At 68.8% G+C, this 18011-nt stretch carries 17 protein-coding genes; 7 read left to right on the top strand and 10 right to left on the bottom strand.

Features of this window, described 5'->3' with window-relative positions:
- Positions 1-24: 24 nt before the first annotated feature.
- The 3 genes from CXQ92_RS15730 to CXQ92_RS15720 are packed head-to-tail and all read right to left on the bottom strand — an operon-like array spanning position 25 to position 3313.
- Positions 25-945 carry an alpha/beta fold hydrolase gene (locus CXQ92_RS15730; protein WP_104168675.1) on the bottom strand — a complete coding sequence of 307 codons (921 nt, stop codon included), beginning with the start codon at positions 943-945 and terminating at the stop codon, positions 25-27.
- Positions 942-1793 carry an SDR family oxidoreductase gene (locus CXQ92_RS15725; RefSeq protein ID WP_104168674.1) on the bottom strand — a complete coding sequence of 284 codons (852 nt, stop codon included), beginning with the start codon at positions 1791-1793 and terminating at the stop codon, positions 942-944. The genes CXQ92_RS15730 and CXQ92_RS15725 overlap by 4 nt, the downstream gene beginning before the upstream one ends.
- Positions 1790-3313 carry an NAD(P)/FAD-dependent oxidoreductase gene (locus CXQ92_RS15720; protein ID WP_104168673.1) on the bottom strand — a complete coding sequence of 508 codons (1524 nt, stop codon included), beginning with the start codon at positions 3311-3313 and terminating at the stop codon, positions 1790-1792. Before CXQ92_RS15720 ends, CXQ92_RS15725 begins: the two co-directional genes overlap by 4 nt.
- Before the next feature lie 69 nt (positions 3314-3382).
- Here CXQ92_RS15720 and CXQ92_RS15715 point away from each other — a divergent pair, with 69 nt between their 5' ends.
- Positions 3383-4501, top strand: coding sequence for an AraC family transcriptional regulator (locus CXQ92_RS15715; protein ID WP_104168672.1), 1119 nt, complete (start codon positions 3383-3385; stop codon positions 4499-4501).
- A gap of 118 nt (positions 4502-4619) precedes the next feature.
- A complete protein-coding gene (locus CXQ92_RS15710; protein WP_104168671.1) occupies positions 4620-4934 on the top strand; it encodes a DUF6457 domain-containing protein in 315 nt (104 codons plus the stop codon).
- A 4-nt stretch (positions 4935-4938) separates the two neighbouring features.
- Here the strand turns inward: CXQ92_RS15710 and CXQ92_RS15705 are convergent, their stop codons facing one another.
- Complete coding sequence (locus tag CXQ92_RS15705; RefSeq protein WP_258069993.1) at positions 4939-6234, bottom strand: MFS transporter; 1296 nt, start codon at positions 6232-6234, stop codon at positions 4939-4941.
- Between the two features lie 215 nt (positions 6235-6449).
- Between CXQ92_RS15705 and CXQ92_RS15700 the strand changes: the two genes are divergently transcribed.
- Positions 6450-6962, top strand: coding sequence for a hypothetical protein (locus CXQ92_RS15700; protein WP_146067488.1), 513 nt, complete (start codon positions 6450-6452; stop codon positions 6960-6962).
- A gap of 154 nt (positions 6963-7116) precedes the next feature.
- Here the strand turns inward: CXQ92_RS15700 and CXQ92_RS15695 are convergent, their stop codons facing one another.
- The 4 genes from CXQ92_RS15695 to CXQ92_RS15680 form a co-directional block, all read right to left on the bottom strand.
- A complete protein-coding gene (locus tag CXQ92_RS15695; RefSeq protein ID WP_104168669.1) occupies positions 7117-7434 on the bottom strand; it encodes an SHOCT domain-containing protein in 318 nt (105 codons plus the stop codon).
- A gap of 12 nt (positions 7435-7446) precedes the next feature.
- Complete coding sequence (locus CXQ92_RS15690; RefSeq protein WP_104168668.1) at positions 7447-7908, bottom strand: DUF6325 family protein; 462 nt, start codon at positions 7906-7908, stop codon at positions 7447-7449.
- Between the two features lie 57 nt (positions 7909-7965).
- The gene (locus CXQ92_RS15685) at positions 7966-8352 is read right to left on the bottom strand and encodes an SHOCT domain-containing protein (RefSeq protein ID WP_104168667.1); all 387 of its coding nucleotides are present in this window, start codon (positions 8350-8352) and stop codon (positions 7966-7968) included.
- A 291-nt stretch (positions 8353-8643) separates the two neighbouring features.
- A complete protein-coding gene (locus tag CXQ92_RS15680) occupies positions 8644-11061 on the bottom strand; it encodes an FdhF/YdeP family oxidoreductase (RefSeq protein ID WP_104168666.1) in 2418 nt (805 codons plus the stop codon).
- A gap of 248 nt (positions 11062-11309) precedes the next feature.
- Between CXQ92_RS15680 and CXQ92_RS15675 the strand changes: the two genes are divergently transcribed.
- A complete protein-coding gene (locus tag CXQ92_RS15675; protein WP_104168665.1) occupies positions 11310-11858 on the top strand; it encodes a MarR family winged helix-turn-helix transcriptional regulator in 549 nt (182 codons plus the stop codon).
- 89 nt (positions 11859-11947) lie between these two features.
- Complete coding sequence (locus CXQ92_RS15670) at positions 11948-13924, top strand: MFS transporter (RefSeq protein ID WP_104168839.1); 1977 nt, start codon at positions 11948-11950, stop codon at positions 13922-13924.
- A 221-nt stretch (positions 13925-14145) separates the two neighbouring features.
- Here CXQ92_RS15670 and CXQ92_RS15665 read toward each other — a convergent pair whose 3' ends face one another.
- Complete coding sequence (locus CXQ92_RS15665) at positions 14146-14865, bottom strand: VIT family protein (RefSeq protein ID WP_104168664.1); 720 nt, start codon at positions 14863-14865, stop codon at positions 14146-14148.
- A 77-nt stretch (positions 14866-14942) separates the two neighbouring features.
- Between CXQ92_RS15665 and CXQ92_RS15660 the strand changes: the two genes are divergently transcribed.
- Together CXQ92_RS15660 and CXQ92_RS15655 are read left to right on the top strand one after the other, a co-directional pair.
- Complete coding sequence (locus tag CXQ92_RS15660; protein WP_104168663.1) at positions 14943-15677, top strand: glutamine amidotransferase; 735 nt, start codon at positions 14943-14945, stop codon at positions 15675-15677.
- A gap of 205 nt (positions 15678-15882) precedes the next feature.
- Positions 15883-17064 carry an NAD(P)/FAD-dependent oxidoreductase gene (locus tag CXQ92_RS15655; RefSeq protein WP_258070020.1) on the top strand — a complete coding sequence of 394 codons (1182 nt, stop codon included), beginning with the start codon at positions 15883-15885 and terminating at the stop codon, positions 17062-17064.
- Between the two features lie 78 nt (positions 17065-17142).
- Here the strand turns inward: CXQ92_RS15655 and CXQ92_RS15650 are convergent, their stop codons facing one another.
- Positions 17143-17976, bottom strand: a complete 834-nt coding sequence (locus tag CXQ92_RS15650; RefSeq protein WP_104168662.1) for an alpha/beta fold hydrolase — start codon at positions 17974-17976, stop codon at positions 17143-17145.
- Positions 17977-18011: the final 35 nt, after the last annotated feature.

Genomic DNA, 18011 nt, shown 5'->3' with positions numbered 1-18011 from the left:
TCACGCGGAGGGTGCCGGGTCGCGCTACTCCTGCGCCTCGATCCCGTTCACGAACTGCCGGACGAGGGCGTCGAACTCGTCCTCCCGCTCGATCTGGGGCATGTGCCCGCACTTCTCGAACAGGTGGACCTCGGCGTGCGGGAACACGGTCCGGGCGTGCTCGAGATGCGACGCCGGCAGGATGCGGTCCTCGTCGCCCCACACCACGAGGGTGGGCTTGTGCTGTGCGGCGACCGTACGGAGGAGCTCCGTCCGCCAGCGACGGCGGACGCCGCGGACGGTGCCGAGGTGCCGGGCGACGGCGAGCAGCACGTCGTCGTACACGGGGTTCCGGCCCACCTCCTGCGCATGGTCGAGCCGCTCCTCCGTGACGAACCGCTTGTCGTAGAACAGGGCGCGCTCCGTCCGGTAGGCGGCCTTGCGGGACTTGTCCTTCATGAGGCGCCGGCCGAGGGGGCGGACGGCGAGCAGGCGCAGCGCGATCGTCACCTCCTGGCCGAACCCGGCACTGTTCACGAGCACCAGGCTCCGCACCCGCTGCGGCTCGAGGGCGCTGATCTTCATGGCGATCGCACCGCCCAGCGAATTGCCCACCACGTGCAGCGGCCGGTGTTCCCCGAGGACGTCGAGCGCCGCGATCACGAAGCGGGCGATCGACTCCATCGAGTACCGGCCTGCCGTGCGCTCGGACAGGCCGAAGCCGGGCAGATCCACGCTGATCACCCGGTGGTCCGGGGCGAGGCGCGCGTAGAGCCCCTCCCAGTCCTCGAGGCTGCGGCCGATCCCGTGGAGCAGCAGGACGGGAGGCCTGTCCCGTGCGCCCGCGTCGCGATAGCGGACTCGGACGCCGTCCACCCGCAGATAGCCGTCGTCGCCCCCTGCTGTGGAGGTCTCTGCTGTGGAGGTCCCGGTCGACGGTCCGGCGCCGGGCCGGACGGCGCTCATCGGCGCACCTTGCCCGCGAGGCGGGCGAGGCTCGTGGCGCGGCGCTCGAGGGTGCCGAAGGACATGGGCGCCACACGGGCGACGACGTCGGGCAGTTTCGCGCTGAGCCCGATCAGCAGGCGGGCCTTGCGCGCCTTGACCGCCTCGAGCATGAGCTCGGCGGCGCGGTCCGCGGGGAAGGTGAGGAGCTTGTCGAAGTCCTCCTTCGCGTGTTTCACGTCGCGGTCGCTGAGGTCCCCGCCGATCCGCGCGTTGAGGGCGATGTTCGTCCGGATGCCGCCGGGGTGCACGGTGGTGGTGCCGATCCCGCGGGGGAGCAGCTCGTTGCGGAGTGCTTCCGTGAAGCCGCGCAGCGCGAACTTGCTGGCGGAGTAGGCGGTCTGGCCCTTCGGTCCCACGAGGCCGAACAGGCTCGAGACGTTCAGGATGTGCCCGCCGGGCGCGATCCGCGGGAGCAGCCGGTGCGTGAGCAGGACCGGGGCGGTGAAGTTGATGGCCATGACCCAGTCGAAGTCGTCCATGCTGATCTGGTCGAAGCGGCCTGCGAGGGCTACGCCGGCGTTGTTGACGAGCAGGTCCACGCGGTCGGTCGCGGCAAGGAGGTCTGTCGCCACGCGCTCGACGGCGTCGCGGTCCCCGAGGTCGGCGGTGAAGGTCGTGACGCTGCTGCCCGGGTGGGTGGCGCGGATCGACGCGGCGACGGCGTCGAGCCGGTCCGTGTCCCGGTCCACGAGCAGCAGGGTGCTGCCGCGCTCGGCGAGGCCATGGGCGAGGTGCTCGCCCATGCCCGCGGCCGCGCCGGTGACGACGGCGGTGGACCCGGCGAACTGGAAGGGTTGGATGCTCACGCGTGGATCTCCTGGAGGTCGGGGGCAGGGGCGGCGGGCGGTGCTGGGGCGTCGAAGACCATGTTCTTCGCGAGGTTGCCGTGCAGTGCTGTGGGGGCGTCGAGCAGGTAGTTCTGCCGCATGGTCCACGGCTGCCGGTCGCCCTGCTTCGGGAAGGCGGAGACGGCGCGCTGCACATAGCCGGAGGTCAGGTCCAGGATGGGCCGTGCCTTCATGGGTCCGTCGACGGCGGGTGCCCCGAAGCGGTGGCCGTGGCGGTCCATGTACCGGATGAGCCGGCAGACGTACCGGGAGCTGAGGTCCGCCCGCAGCGTCCACGAGGCGTTCGTGTAGCCGACACAGAGCGCGAGGTTCGGGACGCCGCTGACCATCAGTCCCCGGTACACCCAGGAGTCGCCCAGGTTCACCGGGGCGCCGTCGACGGTGAAGGTCGCGCCTCCCAGCGGCAGCATCGAGAGCCCTGTGGCAGTGACGACGACGTCGGCCTCGAGTTCCTGTCCGGACGCCAGGCGGATGCCGTGCGGCGTGAACGTGTCGATGGTGTCCGTGACCACGGACGCCGAGCCCTGCTTCATCGCCTTGAACAGGTCCGCACTGGGGGCGACGCACAGGCGCTGGTCCCACGGGTCGTAGGCCGGAGTGAAGTGCTCCTCCACCATCCGCTCATTACCGAGGATCCGGGCGGTCTGGGTCCTGATGAGCTTCCTGGCGATCTCCGGGCGGCGGCGGCACAGCTGGTAGAACGCCTGCGTGAACAGCACGTTCTTGGCACGGGCCACGTGGTGGGCGAGGCCGGCGGGCAGGTGGCGGCGGGCGGCGTCGGAGAACCTGTCGCGGCTCGGCACGGCCGTGATGTAGGTGGGGGAGCGCTGCAGCATGGTCACGTGGGCGGCGTCCTTCGCCATGGCTGGCACCAGGGTGACGGCGGTGGCGCCGCTGCCGATCACGACGACGCGCTTGCCGGTGTAATCCAGGTCCTCGGGCCAGAACTGGGGCCGCACCACCTCGCCCTCGAAGGACTCGAGGCCGGGGAAGGTCGGCTCGTACCCGCGGTCGTAGTCGTAGTAGCCGCTGCACAGGTAGAGGAATCCGCAGGTGAGCCGGCGCCGCTCCACGGTGACGGACCCGCCGCCGTCGTCCTCCGTGACATCCAGGTCGAGGGTCCACCGGGCGTCCGCCGAGGACCAGGCGGCGCTGATCAGCCTGGTGGAGAAGCGGATGCGTTCGCGGATGCGGGGGTCCTCCGCGGTGTCGCGGATGTACTTCAGGATGGACGAGCCGTCGGCGATCGCCTCGGCCTCGGTCCACGGACGGAACGGGTAGCTGAGGGTGAACATGTCGCTGTCGGACCGGACGCCCGGGTAGCGGAAGAGGTCCCACGTACCGCCGATCGCATCGCGCGCCTCGAGGACGGTGAAGCTCTTGCGCGGCAGTTCTGTGGAGATGCGGTAGGCAGCGCCGATGCCGGAGAGGCCAGCTCCGACGATCACGACATCGAGGTGTTCGAGGGAAGTGTCCATCCGATCATTATTCCGTGACCGTCAAGGCGGGGCTTGACTTCGTGCGACAGCTATTTACCCTTGGACGACATGGGTTCCGTCATTCGCTCCGCCGGCATGCGCGGCTTCCGTGACGTCGTCGAGCAGTTCGGGGGCGATCCCGCGGCGCTCGCCGCCCAGTACCGCGTGCCGCTGGAGGCGATCGACAGCGACGACGTCCTCGTCTCCGACATCGCCATGGCGAAGCTCCTCGAGGGGGCTGCCCGCACTTTGCCCTGTCCGGACCTCGGCCTGCGCATCTCGGAGTACCAGGACATCGGTATCCTCGGCCCCCTCGCGGTCGCGATCCAGAACTCGCCGACGGTGGGCGCGGCCCTGGAGTGCGCCTCCCAGTTCCTGTTCCTCCACAGCCCGGTGCTCCGGTTCACCATCGTCGCTGACCCCGAGGGTCGTCCCGGCGACGTGGGCCTCTGTTACGGATCCTCCGAGGGTGATCCACCGCGGCAGGCCATCGACGCGATCCTCGCCTTCTCGCACCGCATGATCCGGTTCCTGGTGGACGGGCCGTACGGCCTGCACTCGGTCCACCTCTCGCACCTGCCGAAGGCGCCCGCGGCCCGGTACGCGGACTTCTTCGGGGCCGAGGTGAGGTTCGGCCAGCCCGCCTCCCTCCTGCGCGTGCCCCGGAGCCTGCTCGACCGCCCGCTCGCCGGGGTGGACGGCACCCTGCGGGAGATCGCCCTCGACTACCTGCACAGCCACTTCCCCGAGCCGGGGCGTGTGGTCGCCCCGCAGGTCCGGAACACCATCGACCGCATGCTGGGCACGTCGCCACCGCGCATCGACTCCGCCGCGAGGCTCCTCGGCCTGCATGCCCGGACCCTCCAGCGGAGGCTCGCCGCGGAGGGCACGTCCTTCGAGTCCCTGCTCGACGACGCCCGCCGTGATGCGGCCCTGCGGCTGCTCACCCGGACGGACCTGCCGCTGCAGCAGGTCGCGGCCCTCGTGGGGCTGTCCGAACAGTCCGCCCTCACGCGGTGCGTCCGCCGGTGGTACGGGACGACGCCGCGGGCGGTGCGCTCCGGCAGCGGGGTGGAGCCGGAGCGTACCTCCACTGGCAGGCAGGCGTCGGGGACCGGGCGTCATGATCTCCGAGGAGAGCCGACCCCGTCCGCTCGGTCCGTAAGGCGCATCCCCGGAGGCGGGTGAAGTCAAGGAAAGTCGACGATCGAGGTGTCGTCGTTGAACGACGGCGGTGCCGGTGGTACAGCTTGATAGGCGCAGCCCATCTCAGGCAGCCACGACCGCCCCGACCCGAGGAGACACCATGGCAACGCCCGACGACGCAGAGCGCACCCTGAACGACTGGAGCCGGACGCTCGGCCAGGCCCTGCAGGTCCTCGACCTCGAACTGGACCACGCACGGATCGTGGAGCTCGCCAACCGGACCTCCCACCTGCTCACGGCGGACGCCGGCGCGATCAGCGCCTTCATGGTCGGCTACGCTGCAGGCACTGTCACCACCGACGGACGGGCGGAGGCGGACGCTGCCATCGAGAAGGCCGTGAAGACCGTGCTGACCGTCATCGAGAAGGACGAGCAGACGAACGAGCAGAAGGGCTGGACCGGCTCGGCCCAGTGACGCCTCACGCGTCCGCGGGGAGGCCGCGTCGTGTCGACGGGAGACGGGTGAGCGTCCAGGCCACGACGACGGCGACGACCACCGCGGCCGCGAGGCCGAGGCCCGCGTAACCGAGCAGCACCAGGGCGGGGCCCGCAAGGGCTCCGCCCAGGGCACCCGCAAGGTTCATCACGAGGTCCGACGAGCCCTGGACGGGTGCCCGTTCCGCCGCTCCCACCGCACCGGTGAGGAGCGCCGACGCCGAGACCACGCACGCCGACCATCCGAGGCCGAGCAGCACCAGGCTCGTGGTCACCCACGCCTCGGACTCCGACCCACGCCATGCCGTGACGAGGGCCATGAGCAGGAGCGCCTGCCCGCACAGGATGCCCTCCGTCTTCCCGAAGCGGTCCGCGATCCAGCCGAACACGGGCGACAGCGCGTACATGCCCGCCACGTGCAGGCTGATGGTCAGCCCCACGATGGACAGCCCCGCACCGTGGTCGTGCAGGTGCACCGGGGTCATGGACATGAGCGAGACCATGGCGGCGTGGCTCACCGCGATCGTCACCACGGCGAAGCGGGCCGTGGGATTGTCGGCCAGGATGCGCAGGCCCCGGCGGCGCTCCGGGGGCGCGCTGCCGGCGGGGCGGGCCTCCGCCTGCCGGGCGAGTGCTGTCAGGAGCGGATCGGGCCGGAGTCCCAACCCATAGACGGCTGCGGCGCCGACCTGCGCCGCAGCCGAGAAGACGAAGCCACCGCTGAGCGGCGGGATGCCGAGCACCAGTGCGACGGCCGCGCCGGGTTCGAAGAGATTCGGCCCCAGCACCGCCCCGATGGTGGTCGACCAGACGACGATGGCGAGGCTCCGACCGCGCGTCGCCTCGGTGGCGAGGTCGGTGGCGGCGAAGCGGGCCTGCAGTCCCGTCGCGGATCCCACGCCCAGGAGCACCAGCGCGAGGAGCAGCAGGGGGAACGCGGAGAGCGACGCCGCGACGATCGCCAGCACCGCGCCGACACCGGACACGACGGCGCCTGTGGCCAGGGATACCCGGCGGCCACGGCGCTGGGCGAGCGAGGCGAGCGGGACGGCCGCAGCAGCAGCGCCCAGGGTGGCCATGGTGGCGGCCATCCCGGACCACGCGCTCGACCCGGAGGTCTCCGCCGCGAGCAACGCACCGAGGGACAGCGTGGCCCCGGCGCCGAGTCCGCCCAGCACCTGGGCGGACACGAGGACACGGAGGACGCGGCGCTGCTGATCCTGCTGCCCGATCGGCTGCCGGGTCTGCTGGGTCCGCTGTGTATCCGGCTGCTTCTCCACGACGTCCACTCCTCCCTGTGGTCACGACCGCAGCAGTCTATCCGCGCAGTCGCCGTGCGCGAGCTCGATCACCAGACGCGATGCCGGCCACCCATCCGGAGGTCGCGTCCCGATCCGTTCGGGTCGACGTCGGCCGCAGATATCGCCGGTGCATCGGGTCGCGCCGTCGACAGGTCCGGATCCCTGTGGAAATCGTCGCAGCGTATCCTGTGGCCATGACTGAGGCAGAACCGACTGGACGAGTCCGAGCGATGGACGCGGGATTCGTGTCCGAGGAGGCCATCTACGCCCTGATCCTGGTTGCCGGGATCATCGTCACCGCCGGCAGGCACGGCGAGAGCAGCTGGGCGGTCTTCTGGACCGTGGCGGGAACGGTGGTGGTGTTCTTCGCTGCCCATATCTACGCCGGGACGCTCGCACACCTGAACGTCGGTCGACACGACCGCGTGGAACTGAACACGGCATTCCGGGCATCGGTGCGGCGGTCCTCGGGTCTGGTCATCGGAGCGGCGATCCCGGCTGCCATCCTTCTGCTGGGGGCGACCCGCGTCATCGACGACCAGAATGCCATGTGGTTCGCGCTGTGGGCGGAGGTTGCCGCCCTTGCGGTGCTCGGTTATCTCGCTTTCGCGAAGCGCCGGGCTCCGGTGCCGGTACGCATCCTCGGCGCTGTGACGACAGCCCTGTTCGGTCTGGCGATGATCGGGCTCAAAGTGATCATCCACTGAGAGTCGCGGACAGAGCGCCGACATGTATCACCCGAGGAGCAGTGCACACGAGTCTGCCGAACGAGGGCGGACGGCGGCGAAGGCAGGCCACAGCCGTTGAGTGGACAGAAGGGCGACCGTCAGCCGCCGCCGGGTCATCAAGCCCGCCGGGCGATCACGCGAGGAGCCTGGCCTTCTGTGCCGCGAACTCCTCCTCGGTGAGGATCCCGTCCTCCTTCAGGGCGGCGAGTTCCCGGAGCTGGGTGATCATGTCCTTGGCGGGCTCCGGCGCGGCGGGTGGTTCGGCGGCGTCCGCGTACTCCGGTTCCTGCGCGGCTATGTCCTGTTCGTAGGCCCGGCTGCGGTCGGCGGCGGTGTGCGCGTCGCGGTCGGCGAACTTGGCGGCCTGTCGGCGCTGCACCCGTCCGCTCACGGCGGTGGCGGTGCCGGCGACGACGGCGGTGCGGGCTACCCCGCGCAGTAGACCTGGCATGTCGTGATCTCCTCAGTTGGTCTCGTCGAGCGCGTCGAGCGCCTCGATGATGTCGGTGGCGGGAATGCGTGCGCTGGCGATCAGTTCGCCACCACTCGCGCGGACCGCGGCCACGAACCGCGCGGCCCACGTGTTCTCGTAGACGATGAGCGCCGCCACCGTGCCGGGACTCATGGCAGCGGTCGCCTGGACGATGTCCTCGACTCCGAGGATCCCGGAGGATGCCCCGGTGAAGGAGGAGAACCCGCCGCTCTCGGAGATAGGGTCGGTGAGCTCGATGACGTCGACGCTCCCGTCCTCCGCCTTGCGGACGATCTGGAGGTCGAAGAGGCGGATCACCCCTCGCTCCACGAGGTCCATGAGCGCGGGGGCGGCCTCGCCGGTCAGGCGCTCGGGTGAGAACTCGAGCAGGACGAAATCGATCGGGGCGACGAGAGTCTCGTCGTCGACTGCTGACGTGGGTGTCGTGGTCACTGCAGTTCCTCCTGGGGATCGGTATGTAACAGGGGGTGCCGGTCGTGCGGGATGCCGCTAGTGGAGGGCCTTCTCCTTCAGCGACTCGTATTCCTCCGCCGTGATCGCTCCGCTCTGGTACAGGGACGCGGCCTTGCTGATCTCGTCGGCGGAGCTGACACCGGCGATCGAGCGGATGCGCTCAGTCTCGTACTCCTGCTGCTGCTGGATCACCTTCATCTGCCGCTCACTCATGCCCTGCCCGCGTGCGATCACGTAGACGAGTGCCGTGACGAACGGAAGGAACAGGAGGAAGATCAGCCAGACCGCTTTCGCGAATCCGCCCAGCTCGTGGTCACGGAACAGATCGCCGATGATCGAGAACAGGACCATCAGATACGCGATGAAGGCGAAGGTCCAGAAGAAGAACCAGACGAAATCCCAGATGCCTTCCAGAACGTCCATGACAGATCTCCTCGTATAGCCCGATGGGTGCCGAGTGCGGGAGTGCACACCACACCTAGGCATCAGGCTAGGGGGCCCGGGAGGGATCAAACAGGGTCGATGGTCCCGCCGCGCGAGCGATCACGACGCCTCGCTGGGAGGCGTCGTATGGACAGCGCATGTGGTCTCGCCGAGCGCTGACCAGGCAGTCGGGATCCGGACATGGCAGTCGGGATCCGGACAGACAGGAGAGCGCGGCGGGACATCCGCCGCGCCCTCCTGTCGGCCGCTGACTGCTCCTGGAAGGTGCTGTCAGGCGTTCGCTGCCTCTGCCTTCTTCGCCGGCGTCGTCGTGCCGTTGGTCGGGAAGCCGTCCGGTTCGACGTCGTGGGCCTGCACGGTCGCGACGTGGTCGTGCGACGACGGCGCCGTGTGGGTGCTCTTCTCGAAGCGGACGATGATCTGCTTCGACCTCGGGGTGTTGCTGCCCTCGGCGACCTCGTCGAGCGGGACCAGCACGTTCGCCTCCGGGTAGTACGCGGCGGCACAGCCGCGCGCCGTCGGGTACGAGACCACGCGGAAGGCGCGGAGCACGCGCTGCACGCCGTCGTCGTACACGCCGTGGACATCCACGTTCTGGCCGTCCTCCAGGCCCAGCTCGGCGATGTCCTCGGGGTTGATGAACACCACGTGGCGGCCCTTCTTGATGCCGCGGTAGCGATCGTTGTGACCGTAGATGGTGGTGTTCCACTGGTCGTGGGACCGGAGCGACTGCAGGATCAGCGTGCCCTCGGGGCGCTCGAGGTACTCGAGGTCGTTGACGGTGAGGACGGCCTTGCCCGTGGGGGTGTTGAACGTCCGCGAGTCGCGCGGCCCGTTCGCCATGATGAAGCCGCCCTCCCGGCGGATCTTCTGGTTGTAGTCCTCACAGCCCTCGACCACGTTGGCGATGTGCTCGCGGATGAGGTCGTAGTCCTTCTCGAAGCCTTCCCAGTCCGCGTCGATCTTGCCGTCGATCGTTGCGCGGGCGAGTCGGCTGATGATCGCCGGTTCGGAGAGCAGGTTGTCGGAGACGGGTTCGACGCTGCCCCAGGAGGGGTGGACGGCGCACACGGTGTCCTCGACGGAGACGAATTGCTCGCCGGTGGCCTGACGGTCGATCTCCGTGCGTCCCTTGCAGGGGAGGATGAGCGCCTCCTCGCCGGTGATGAGGTGGGAGCGGTTGAGCTTGATGGAGATCTGCACCGTCATGTCGGTGTTCTCGAAGGCCTTCTCCGCCACCTGCGTGTCGGAGATCGCCGAGACGAGGTTCCCGCCGAGCGCCACGAGGACCTTGACCTGTCCGTCCCGCATGCGGCGGATGGACTCCACAGCATCGACGCCGTGTTCCCGGGGCGGGTCGAAGTTGAACTCCTTGCCGAGGGCGTCCATGAAGGTCTGGGGCATCTGCTCCCAGATCCCCATGGTGCGGTCGCCCTGGACGTTGCTGTGGCCGCGGATGGGGGAGGCGCCGGCGCCGGGCTTGCCGATGTTGCCGCGGAGCAGCAGGAGGTTGATCATCTCCTTGATGGTGGCGACGCCCTTCTTCTGCTGCGTGATGCCCATCGCCCAGGTGATGATCACCTTGTCGGCAGCGAGGTAGCGGGCAGCGAGTTCGTCGATCTCCTCGATCCGCAGGCCGGTGGCCTCGATGACCGTGGCGTCGTCGAGCTTCAGCAGGTAGTCGCGCAGCTCATCCAGGCCCTCGCAGTGCTCCTCGAGGAAGGCGTGGTCCAGCACCGTCCCCGGGTTCTTCGCCTCGGCCTCGAACACGCGCTTGGAGACGGCCTGCAGGAGGGCCATGTCGCCGCCGAGCCGGATCTGGAGGAACTGGTCGGCGATCTCGGTGCCCTTGCCCGCGACACCCTTAGCCTTCTGGGGGTTCTTGTAGCGCTTGAGGCCGGCTTCGGGCAACGGGTTCACGGCGACGATCTGGCCGCCGGTCTCCTTGCAGGCCTCCAACTCGGTGAGCATGCGCGGGTGGTTCGTTCCCGGGTTCTGACCCATCACGATGATGAGGTCCGCGTCGGCGTAGTCGTCGAACGTGACGGTCGCCTTGCCGATGCCGATGGTCTGGCCCATGGCCCAGCCGGAGGACTCGTGGCACATGTTGGAGCAGTCCGGAAGGTTGTTGGTGCCGAAGCCGCGGACGAAGAGCTGGTACAGGAATGCGGCCTCGTTGGAGGTGCGGCCGCTCGTGTAGAACGCGGCATCGTCCGGGGCGTCGAGGCTCTTGAGCTTGTTGCCGACGATCTCGAAGGCCTCGTCCCAGCTCACGGGCCGGTAGTGGTCCTCGCCGGCGGGCTTGTACACGGGCTCCACGAGGCGTCCCTGCATGCCCAGCCAGTACTCGGAGCGCTCACGGAGATCGGTGATCGAGTTCTCGGCCCAGAAGTCCGAGGAGATCACCACGGGCGCTGCCTCCCAGGTCACCGCCTTGGCGCCGTTCTCGCAGAACTCGAAGGTCTTGCGCTTGGCGGGGTCGGGCCAGGCGCAGCTCGGGCAGTCGAAGCCGTCCTTGTGGTTCATCTTGAGGACGGTCTGGAGGGTGCGCTTCACGCCCATGTGCTCGATCGCAGGCTTCATGGAGTAGTAGACGCCGGGGAGGCCCGCTGCCCAGTCCTTGGGCCCCTTCGAGACCTCGATGTCCTTCTCGTCGACTTCGTTCACACGGGGTTCACTGCGCGTCATCGCGGACGTCCTCCTTCGTGGCCCAGGGATGGGCACTCCTCGACAGGTGGTCCACCCGCCCTGATACCTCAGGCCTAACAGGCTACCGGGTGGGGCCGCAAGCCTTCCACGCCTGGCCGGCGCGGTTTGACTCGGGAGACCGCATTCGTGCGATGAACGACGCCGGCGCCCGGTTTAGTTAGTTGACCTAACGAAATGACGGGAGTAACGTTACTTAGAGCAACGAAGTATATGAGTCGGGAGTCTCGATGTCCGTAGGACAGTCCACCGCCGGAGAACTGGTGCACAACATCTTCGACCTGCAGCGTGCGCTGCGAGCGGTCACAGCGGCGGGCATGAAGTACTCGGAGCTGGGTCCGGCTCACACGGGGGTCCTCTTCTTCATCGATGAGGGTGAGCCGTTGCGGGCATCGGCGTTGGCTGCCCGGCTCGGCATCGGTCCGTCCGCCCTCAGCCGGCAGCTCGCCGACCTCGAGCAGTACGGCTTCGTGGTCCGCACCCCGGATCCGTTGGACGGTCGGGCGTGCCTGCTCTCGCTCTCATCGCAGGGTCGCGCGTGTCTTGCCGAGACGTACGAGCGCAGGGCAGGGACCCTGCGGGAGGTCCTGTCCGGGTGGACGGAGAGCGAGGCCGAAGCGGCGTCGCTCTCCGTCCGGCACCTCACACTCGCGTTGCGGGCGGCCGGACCGCCCGACGTACCACCTCCTGAAGCACCACGCACAGCACTCGACAGCACGGGCAACGACGGCCGTTCCCACCTGGACCCCGCGTCCGAGATCATGAAGGAAGAACGCTGATGGCCACCCATCCCACCCGAACGAAGGCAGTCGGGGTCTCCGAGCGGCAATCGGCCCCGACGTCGCACCACCACGGGGCCGGCGACCCCATGAGCCACAAGCAGATCCTGCAGGCCCTCACCGGGCTGCTCGCCGGCCTGTTCACGGCGATCCTCAGCAGCACGATCGTGGCGAACGCCCTGCCGACCATCATGAGCGACCTCAACGGGTCGCAGACCGACTTCGCCTGGGTGATCACGGCCGCACTGCTCGCCAATGCGGCGACCACCCCCATCTGGGGGAAGTTCGCCGACCTGTTCGACAAGAAGGTCCTGGTGCAGCTCAGCATCGTGATCTTCGTGGCGGGGTCGGTCCTGGCGGGGTTCGCCCAGACCATCCCGCTGCTCCTCACGGCCCGTGTCATCCAGGGTGTCGCCATGGGTGGCCTGACTGCCCTGGCGCAGGCGATCATCGGCACCATCATCGCCCCGCGTGAGCGCGGGCGGTACTCCGGCTACATGGGGGGCGTCATGGCCGTGGCGACGGCCGGAGGCCCGCTCCTCGGCGGCTTCATCGTGGACTCGCCCCTCGGCTGGCGCTGGACGTTCTTCGTCTGTGTGCCGCTCGCGATCATCGCCCTGGTGCTGCTGCAGGTCACCCTGAAGCTCCCGGATACGCGCCGCAAGGCCAGCATCGACTGGCTCGGATCCATCCTGCTCACGGCGGGCGTCAGCCTGCTCCTCATCTGGGTCTCCTTCGCCGGCAAGGAGGGCTACTACGAGTGGTTCTCCCGTGAGAGCGCCCTCATGGTCGGCGGCAGCGTCATCCTCCTCGCCCTCCTCCTCGTGGTGGAGTCGAAGGTGACCGAGCCGATCATCCCGCTGAAGATCATCTCCCAGCGCACCACGGCCCTCGCCATCATCGCCTCGATCACTGTCGGCGTCGCCATGTTCGCGAGCTCGAGCTACCTCGGCCAGTACTACCAGGTGGCACGCGGCGCGACACCCACCGAGGCCGGGCTGCTCACCATGCCGATGATCGCCGGCAACCTCATCGGTTCCATCGGCGCCGGGCTGCTCGTGACCCGGTCCGGCAAGTGGAAGCGGTTCCTGGTCGCCGGCTCCCTCTTCCTCATCGCAGGGCTCGGTCTCGCCGGGACCATCGACCACCTGACCGAACTGTGGGTCGTGGGCATCTATACCTTCGTCTTCGGCCTGGGCCTCGGACTCCTGCTGCAGAACCTCGTCCTCGCGGTCCAGAACACCGTGGCGGTCAAGGACATCGGCACCGCCAGTGCGTCCGTCGCCTTCTTCCGCTCCATGGGCGGGGCGGCCGGCGTCGCCGTCCTGGGTGCCATCCTCGGTACGCAGGTGGAGACCAGGACCACCGAGGGGCTTGCTGCTGCCGGCATCCCTGTCAATGGAGGTGCGGCGGGCGGGTCGCTCGACCTCGTGGACCTGCCGGCGCCCATCGCCGACATCGTGCGGGCCGCCTACGGCGACAGCACGGCGCTGATCTTCCTGATCACCGCGGCCATCGCTGTCGTCGGACTCGGCTGTGTCCTGTTCATCAAGGAGACCCCGCTACGCCGGACGGTCGATTTCGCCCAGGCCGCGCCGGCCGGTCCGGCGGCGTCCATGTCACCCGCGGCGACGGGTGCGACGCCGTCGGTCGCCGGTGCGCCGTCGGACGCCCGGTCCGGCGTTTCGGTTCCTGGCGCGTCGTCGGACGCCCGGGTCGATGTGCTGTCGATCAGTGCTGCTATGCGGCCGGCCGCCGGCGTCGCGCACCAGGGTGCGGCCGCTTCGGACCGGAACGACGCCGATGGGCGTCGGACGGTGGGCGAGTCCGACGTCGTGGCCGTCCAGCCGTCCCACGGCCGGCACAGTGCCGGTCCGGTGGAGATCCACCGGGCCGATGTGGACCGTGCAGCCAGGGAACTGTCCGAACTGTCGGCCAGGGAGCTGACCGAATTGTCAGAGCTGGACGAACTGACCGAATTGTCCGTGCTGGACGAGCTGTCCGCATCATCCGGGCTCTCCGCGGTGGACGTCCATCTCGAGGACCGCGCCGGGGTAGACCGCTAGTCCCGATCCGCAGGAGCAGCAGTACCAGCAGTGGGACGAGCAGTACGCCAGGCCGCCGGGTGATCCCGGTGGCCTGGCGTCACGAGGGCTGGTCCTCGTCCATCGGGCCAGGCGCCTGCGGCGTCGAGTACTTCGAATGCCGGACCGGCCGGTTGCCAGTTCTGCCGGACCTGCCCGGCGACCGGCGGAAACCTGCCTGGCAGGTCCGCACCACCGTGCGCCTACGCGATACCGGTGGTGCCGAGCAGCGATCCGACGAGATAGGTGAAGGCCATGGCCAGGGCTCCGCCGATCACGAGCCGGATCGTCGCGCGGCGTCGTGAACTCCCGCCCACGTGGGCGCTGATCGCCCCGGTGATCGCCAGGGCGACGAGGACCGCCACGAAGGTGACCGGGATCCGGAACTCGGCGGGCGGGAGGAGGATGGCCAGCAGGGGGAGGACGGCACCGGCCGCGAACGCCGCCGCAGACGCGAACGCCGCGTGCCAGGGATTGACGACCTCGAGCTCGTCGATGTTCAGTTCGGCGGACAGGTGGGCGGCGAGGGCATCGTGCTCCGTCAGCTCGGCAGCGACCTGCCGGGCCGTCCCGGGAGTCAATCCCTTCTGCTCGTACAGACCCGCGAGCTCGGCGAGTTCGCCGTCGGGATCCTCCGCGAGCTCCTGGCGCTCCTTCGCGATCAGGGCTTCCTGACTGTCCTTCTGGCTGCTGACGGAGACGTACTCTCCCAGCGCCATGGACACGGATCCGCCGACCACCGCTGCTGTCCCCGCGACCAGGATGGGTGCGACCGCGTTCGTCACACCGGCGACGCCGACGACGGTCGCGGCAGTGGACACGATGCCGTCGTTCGCTCCGAGGACCGCAGCACGCAACCAGTTCAGGCGCCCCGCCACGCCGCCGTCATGAGGCTCGCTGCGCTGGACCGGCATATCCGTCATGGAAGCAGTAAAGCATCGCACCCCTCGCCCGGCTACGGAGGATCGGCTTGCCTTGCCACCCCCAGTAGCATCGAGGAGTGAAACCGTTCCTGCTCCTGGCCACCCGCGTCGACGACTACGCTGCCGACGCCGAATTCCAGAGCTTCCTGAGCTTCGGTGGCCTTACCGAGGGCCAATTGCGGCGCGTCCGGCTCGAGGCCGGGCCCCTGCCCGAGCTCGATCTCGCGGACTACTCCGGGATCTTCCTCGGCGGCAGCCCCTTCAACTCCTCGGACCCGGAGGAGTCGAAGGGCGACGTGCAGCTGCGCGTGGAGAGCGAACTCGGCCGGCTGCTCGACACGGTGGTCGCCGAGGACTTCCCGTTCTTCGGCGCCTGTTACGGGGTCGGCACCCTCGGTCGGCACCAGGGCGCCGTCATCGACTCGACGTATGGGGAGCCGATCGGCGCCATCGAGATCACCCTCACCGACGACGGCCGGACGGACCCGCTGCTCGCCGGGCTGCCGTCGTCGTTCTCCGCCTATGTGGGACACAAGGAGGCGTGCGCCACGCTGCCGTCGTCGGCGGTCCTGCTGGCATCCTCGGCGACCTGCCCGGTGCAGATGTTCCGGGTGCGCGAGAACGTGTATGCCACCCAGTTCCACCCCGAGCTCGACGTCGAGGCGCTCATCGGCCGGATCAGGACCTACCGGTACGCAGGGTACTTCCCGCCCGAGGAGGCCGACGACTACATCCAGCGGGCACGTGCCTCCGCCGTGGACCACCCGGCAGCCATCCTCGGCGCGTTCGTGCGGCGGTACGCGCGGGACTGAGGAGCGCTTCAGCAGGTCGCGCCACCACGGAAACGCGTCCTGACGAGGGGCGGTGCCGGGAGGTACTGTCGGAAGACACGCCGCGCAGGGCGACACAGAAGAGGTAGCCGTCATCCGTTTCCGCACGAGATCGAGCACGAGTACCGCACGGGCCGGCCGCACCGTCCCCGTCACGCCGGAACCCGGCGAGAAGCGCCACCACCAGGTGCTGATCGTCGGCGGTGGCAACGCCGGCGTCTCCCTGGCCGGGCGGCTGCGCAGGTACCGGTTCAAGGATGTCGCCGTGATCGAACCGCGGAGCCGGCATTTCTACCAGCCGCTCTTCTCTCACATCGCCGGCGGCACGGCGGACGCCTTCGAGGCCGTGCGCCTGCAGTCAGAGGTCATGCCGCGGGGGATCACCTGGATCCAGGACAAGGCGACGGACGTCAGTAGCGGCTCCAACACGGTGCTGCTCGCCTCCGGCAGCGCCGTCACCTACGACCACCTGATCGTCTGTCCCGGGATCCAGAACGACTGGACCGCCATCCCCGGCCTCAAGGAGGCGATGGAAGGGCCGCACGGCGCGTCGAACTACGAATACGAGCTCGCGCCCAAGGCCTGGAAGCTGTTCCGGGACCTCACCCGCGGCACCGTCGTCTTCACCCAGCCGCCCGGACCGGCGTCGTGCGACGGCGCGGCGCAGAAGCCCATGTACCTCGCCTGCGACTACTGGCAGCGCCAGGGTGTTCTCAAGGACATCCACGTGGTCCTCGCCGTGTCCACGCCCACCATCTTCGGCATGGACATCATCGACGAGGAACTCAACAGGAAGATCGAGGAATACGGCGTCGACGTCCGGTACAACACCGAACTCGCCTCCGTGGACCCGGAGGGCCGTACCGTCGAGCTGACGAACACCGCCAGCGGCATCTCGGAGACCCTCGGCTACGACATCCTCCACGCGGTGCCACCCCAGTCCGCTCCCGAGTGGCTGAAGTCCACGGAGCTGCCGGCGCACGGGAACCGGACCGGCTTCGTCGAGGTGGACCCCGTGATCCTCCGTCATCCGCGCTTCCCCAACGTCTGGTCCCTGGGCGATGCCGCGTCGACGCTCAATTCGAAGTCCGGGGCCGCGCTGCGTATGCAGACGACGGTCCTCGCGAAGAACCTCCGGGCCGTGCGCAAGGGGAAGAAGCCCACCGCGCAGTACAACCACTACTCGGCCTGCCCGTTCGTGGTCAGCCACAACACAGTGGTCTTCTCGGAGTTCGATGACAAGTACGCTCCGATGCCGACGGTGCCGGGGTGGGACGATCTCGCCCGCGAACGACGCCTCACGTATGTGCTGGAGCGGTTCGTGCTGCCGAAGGTCTACTGGAACCTCATCCTGAAGGGCCGAGCCTGACCGTCACTCCGGCGCGGACGGCTCCGCGGACGACGGCGGGGCGCCGGGTGTGCCGGCGCCCCGCCGTCGGTCCGTGGCCTACTTCGACAGGAAGCGGAGCAGGATCTCGTTGATCTCGGTGCCGTGTGTCCAGAGCATGCCGTGCGGGGCGTCCTCGATCTCCACGTATTCGGCGGAGGGGAGGCGCTTGGTGAACTCGCGGCCGGTGGAATCGATCGGGAGGATCCGGTCGTCGGTGCCGTGCACGATCAGGGCGGGGACGGTGACCTTCCCGACGTCGCTGCGGAAGTCGGTCAGCCAGGAATCGACGACGGCGAACGACGCGTACCAGGACGCCCCCGAGGCGACGTTCCAGGCGTTGCGAAGTGCTTCCTCGCTGAGGCGGTTGCCGAGGAAGTTGTCCGTGTTGAAGAAGTCGTCGTAGAAGTTCGTGAACCAGGCGTAGCGGTCCTCGACTGCCGCACTCCGGATGCCGTCGAACACCGAGCTGGGCACGCCGGAGGGGTTGTCGTCGGTCTGGAGCAGGAACGGCTCGAGCGACGCGAGGAAGACGGCCTTCGCCACGCGGGACTCGCCGTAGGTGCCGATGTAGCGGCCCACTTCGCCCGTACCCATCGAGAAGCCGACGAGGACGGCGTCGTTGAGGTCGAGCGTCTCCAGGACCATGTTCAGGTCCGCGGCGAAGGTGTCGTAGTCGTAGCCCGTCGTCGGCTTGCTGGACCGGCCGAAGCCGCGGCGATCGTAGGTGATGACGCGGTACCCGGCGGTCAGGAGCGCAGCGGTCTGCTTCTCCCACGAGCCGCCGTCGAGGGGATATCCGTGGATGAGGACGACGGGCTGGCCCGCGCCGTGGTCCTCGTAGTAGAGCTCGATGTCCGTGCTGTTCTCGGTGCCGACCTTGATGAAGCCCATGTGTGTGGTCCTTATCTCGAGCGGGGAGAACGTCC

The organism is Arthrobacter sp. SX1312 (assembly GCF_002929295.1).
GTDB lineage: Bacteria > Actinomycetota > Actinomycetes > Actinomycetales > Micrococcaceae > Arthrobacter_D.
The sequence above is the reverse complement of the archived record's forward strand: the minus strand, read 5'-3'. Positions and strand labels throughout refer to the sequence as shown.

Coding starts and splice junctions, on each gene's coding strand:
- CXQ92_RS15730 (WP_104168675.1), bottom strand. CDS start 945: ATGAGCGCCGTCCGGCCCGGCGCCGGACCGTCGACCGGGACCTCCACA.
- CXQ92_RS15720 (WP_104168673.1), bottom strand. CDS start 3,313: ATGGACACTTCCCTCGAACACCTCGATGTCGTGATCGTCGGAGCTGGC.
- CXQ92_RS15715 (WP_104168672.1), top strand. CDS start 3,383: ATGGGTTCCGTCATTCGCTCCGCCGGCATGCGCGGCTTCCGTGACGTC.
- CXQ92_RS15710 (WP_104168671.1), top strand. CDS start 4,620: ATGGCAACGCCCGACGACGCAGAGCGCACCCTGAACGACTGGAGCCGG.
- CXQ92_RS15700 (WP_146067488.1), top strand. CDS start 6,450: ATGACTGAGGCAGAACCGACTGGACGAGTCCGAGCGATGGACGCGGGA.
- CXQ92_RS15695 (WP_104168669.1), bottom strand. CDS start 7,434: ATGCCAGGTCTACTGCGCGGGGTAGCCCGCACCGCCGTCGTCGCCGGC.
- CXQ92_RS15685 (WP_104168667.1), bottom strand. CDS start 8,352: ATGGACGTTCTGGAAGGCATCTGGGATTTCGTCTGGTTCTTCTTCTGG.
- CXQ92_RS15680 (WP_104168666.1), bottom strand. CDS start 11,061: ATGACGCGCAGTGAACCCCGTGTGAACGAAGTCGACGAGAAGGACATC.
- CXQ92_RS15675 (WP_104168665.1), top strand. CDS start 11,310: ATGTCCGTAGGACAGTCCACCGCCGGAGAACTGGTGCACAACATCTTC.
- CXQ92_RS15670 (WP_104168839.1), top strand. CDS start 11,948: ATGAGCCACAAGCAGATCCTGCAGGCCCTCACCGGGCTGCTCGCCGGC.
- CXQ92_RS15665 (WP_104168664.1), bottom strand. CDS start 14,865: ATGACGGATATGCCGGTCCAGCGCAGCGAGCCTCATGACGGCGGCGTG.
- CXQ92_RS15650 (WP_104168662.1), bottom strand. CDS start 17,976: ATGGGCTTCATCAAGGTCGGCACCGAGAACAGCACGGACATCGAGCTC.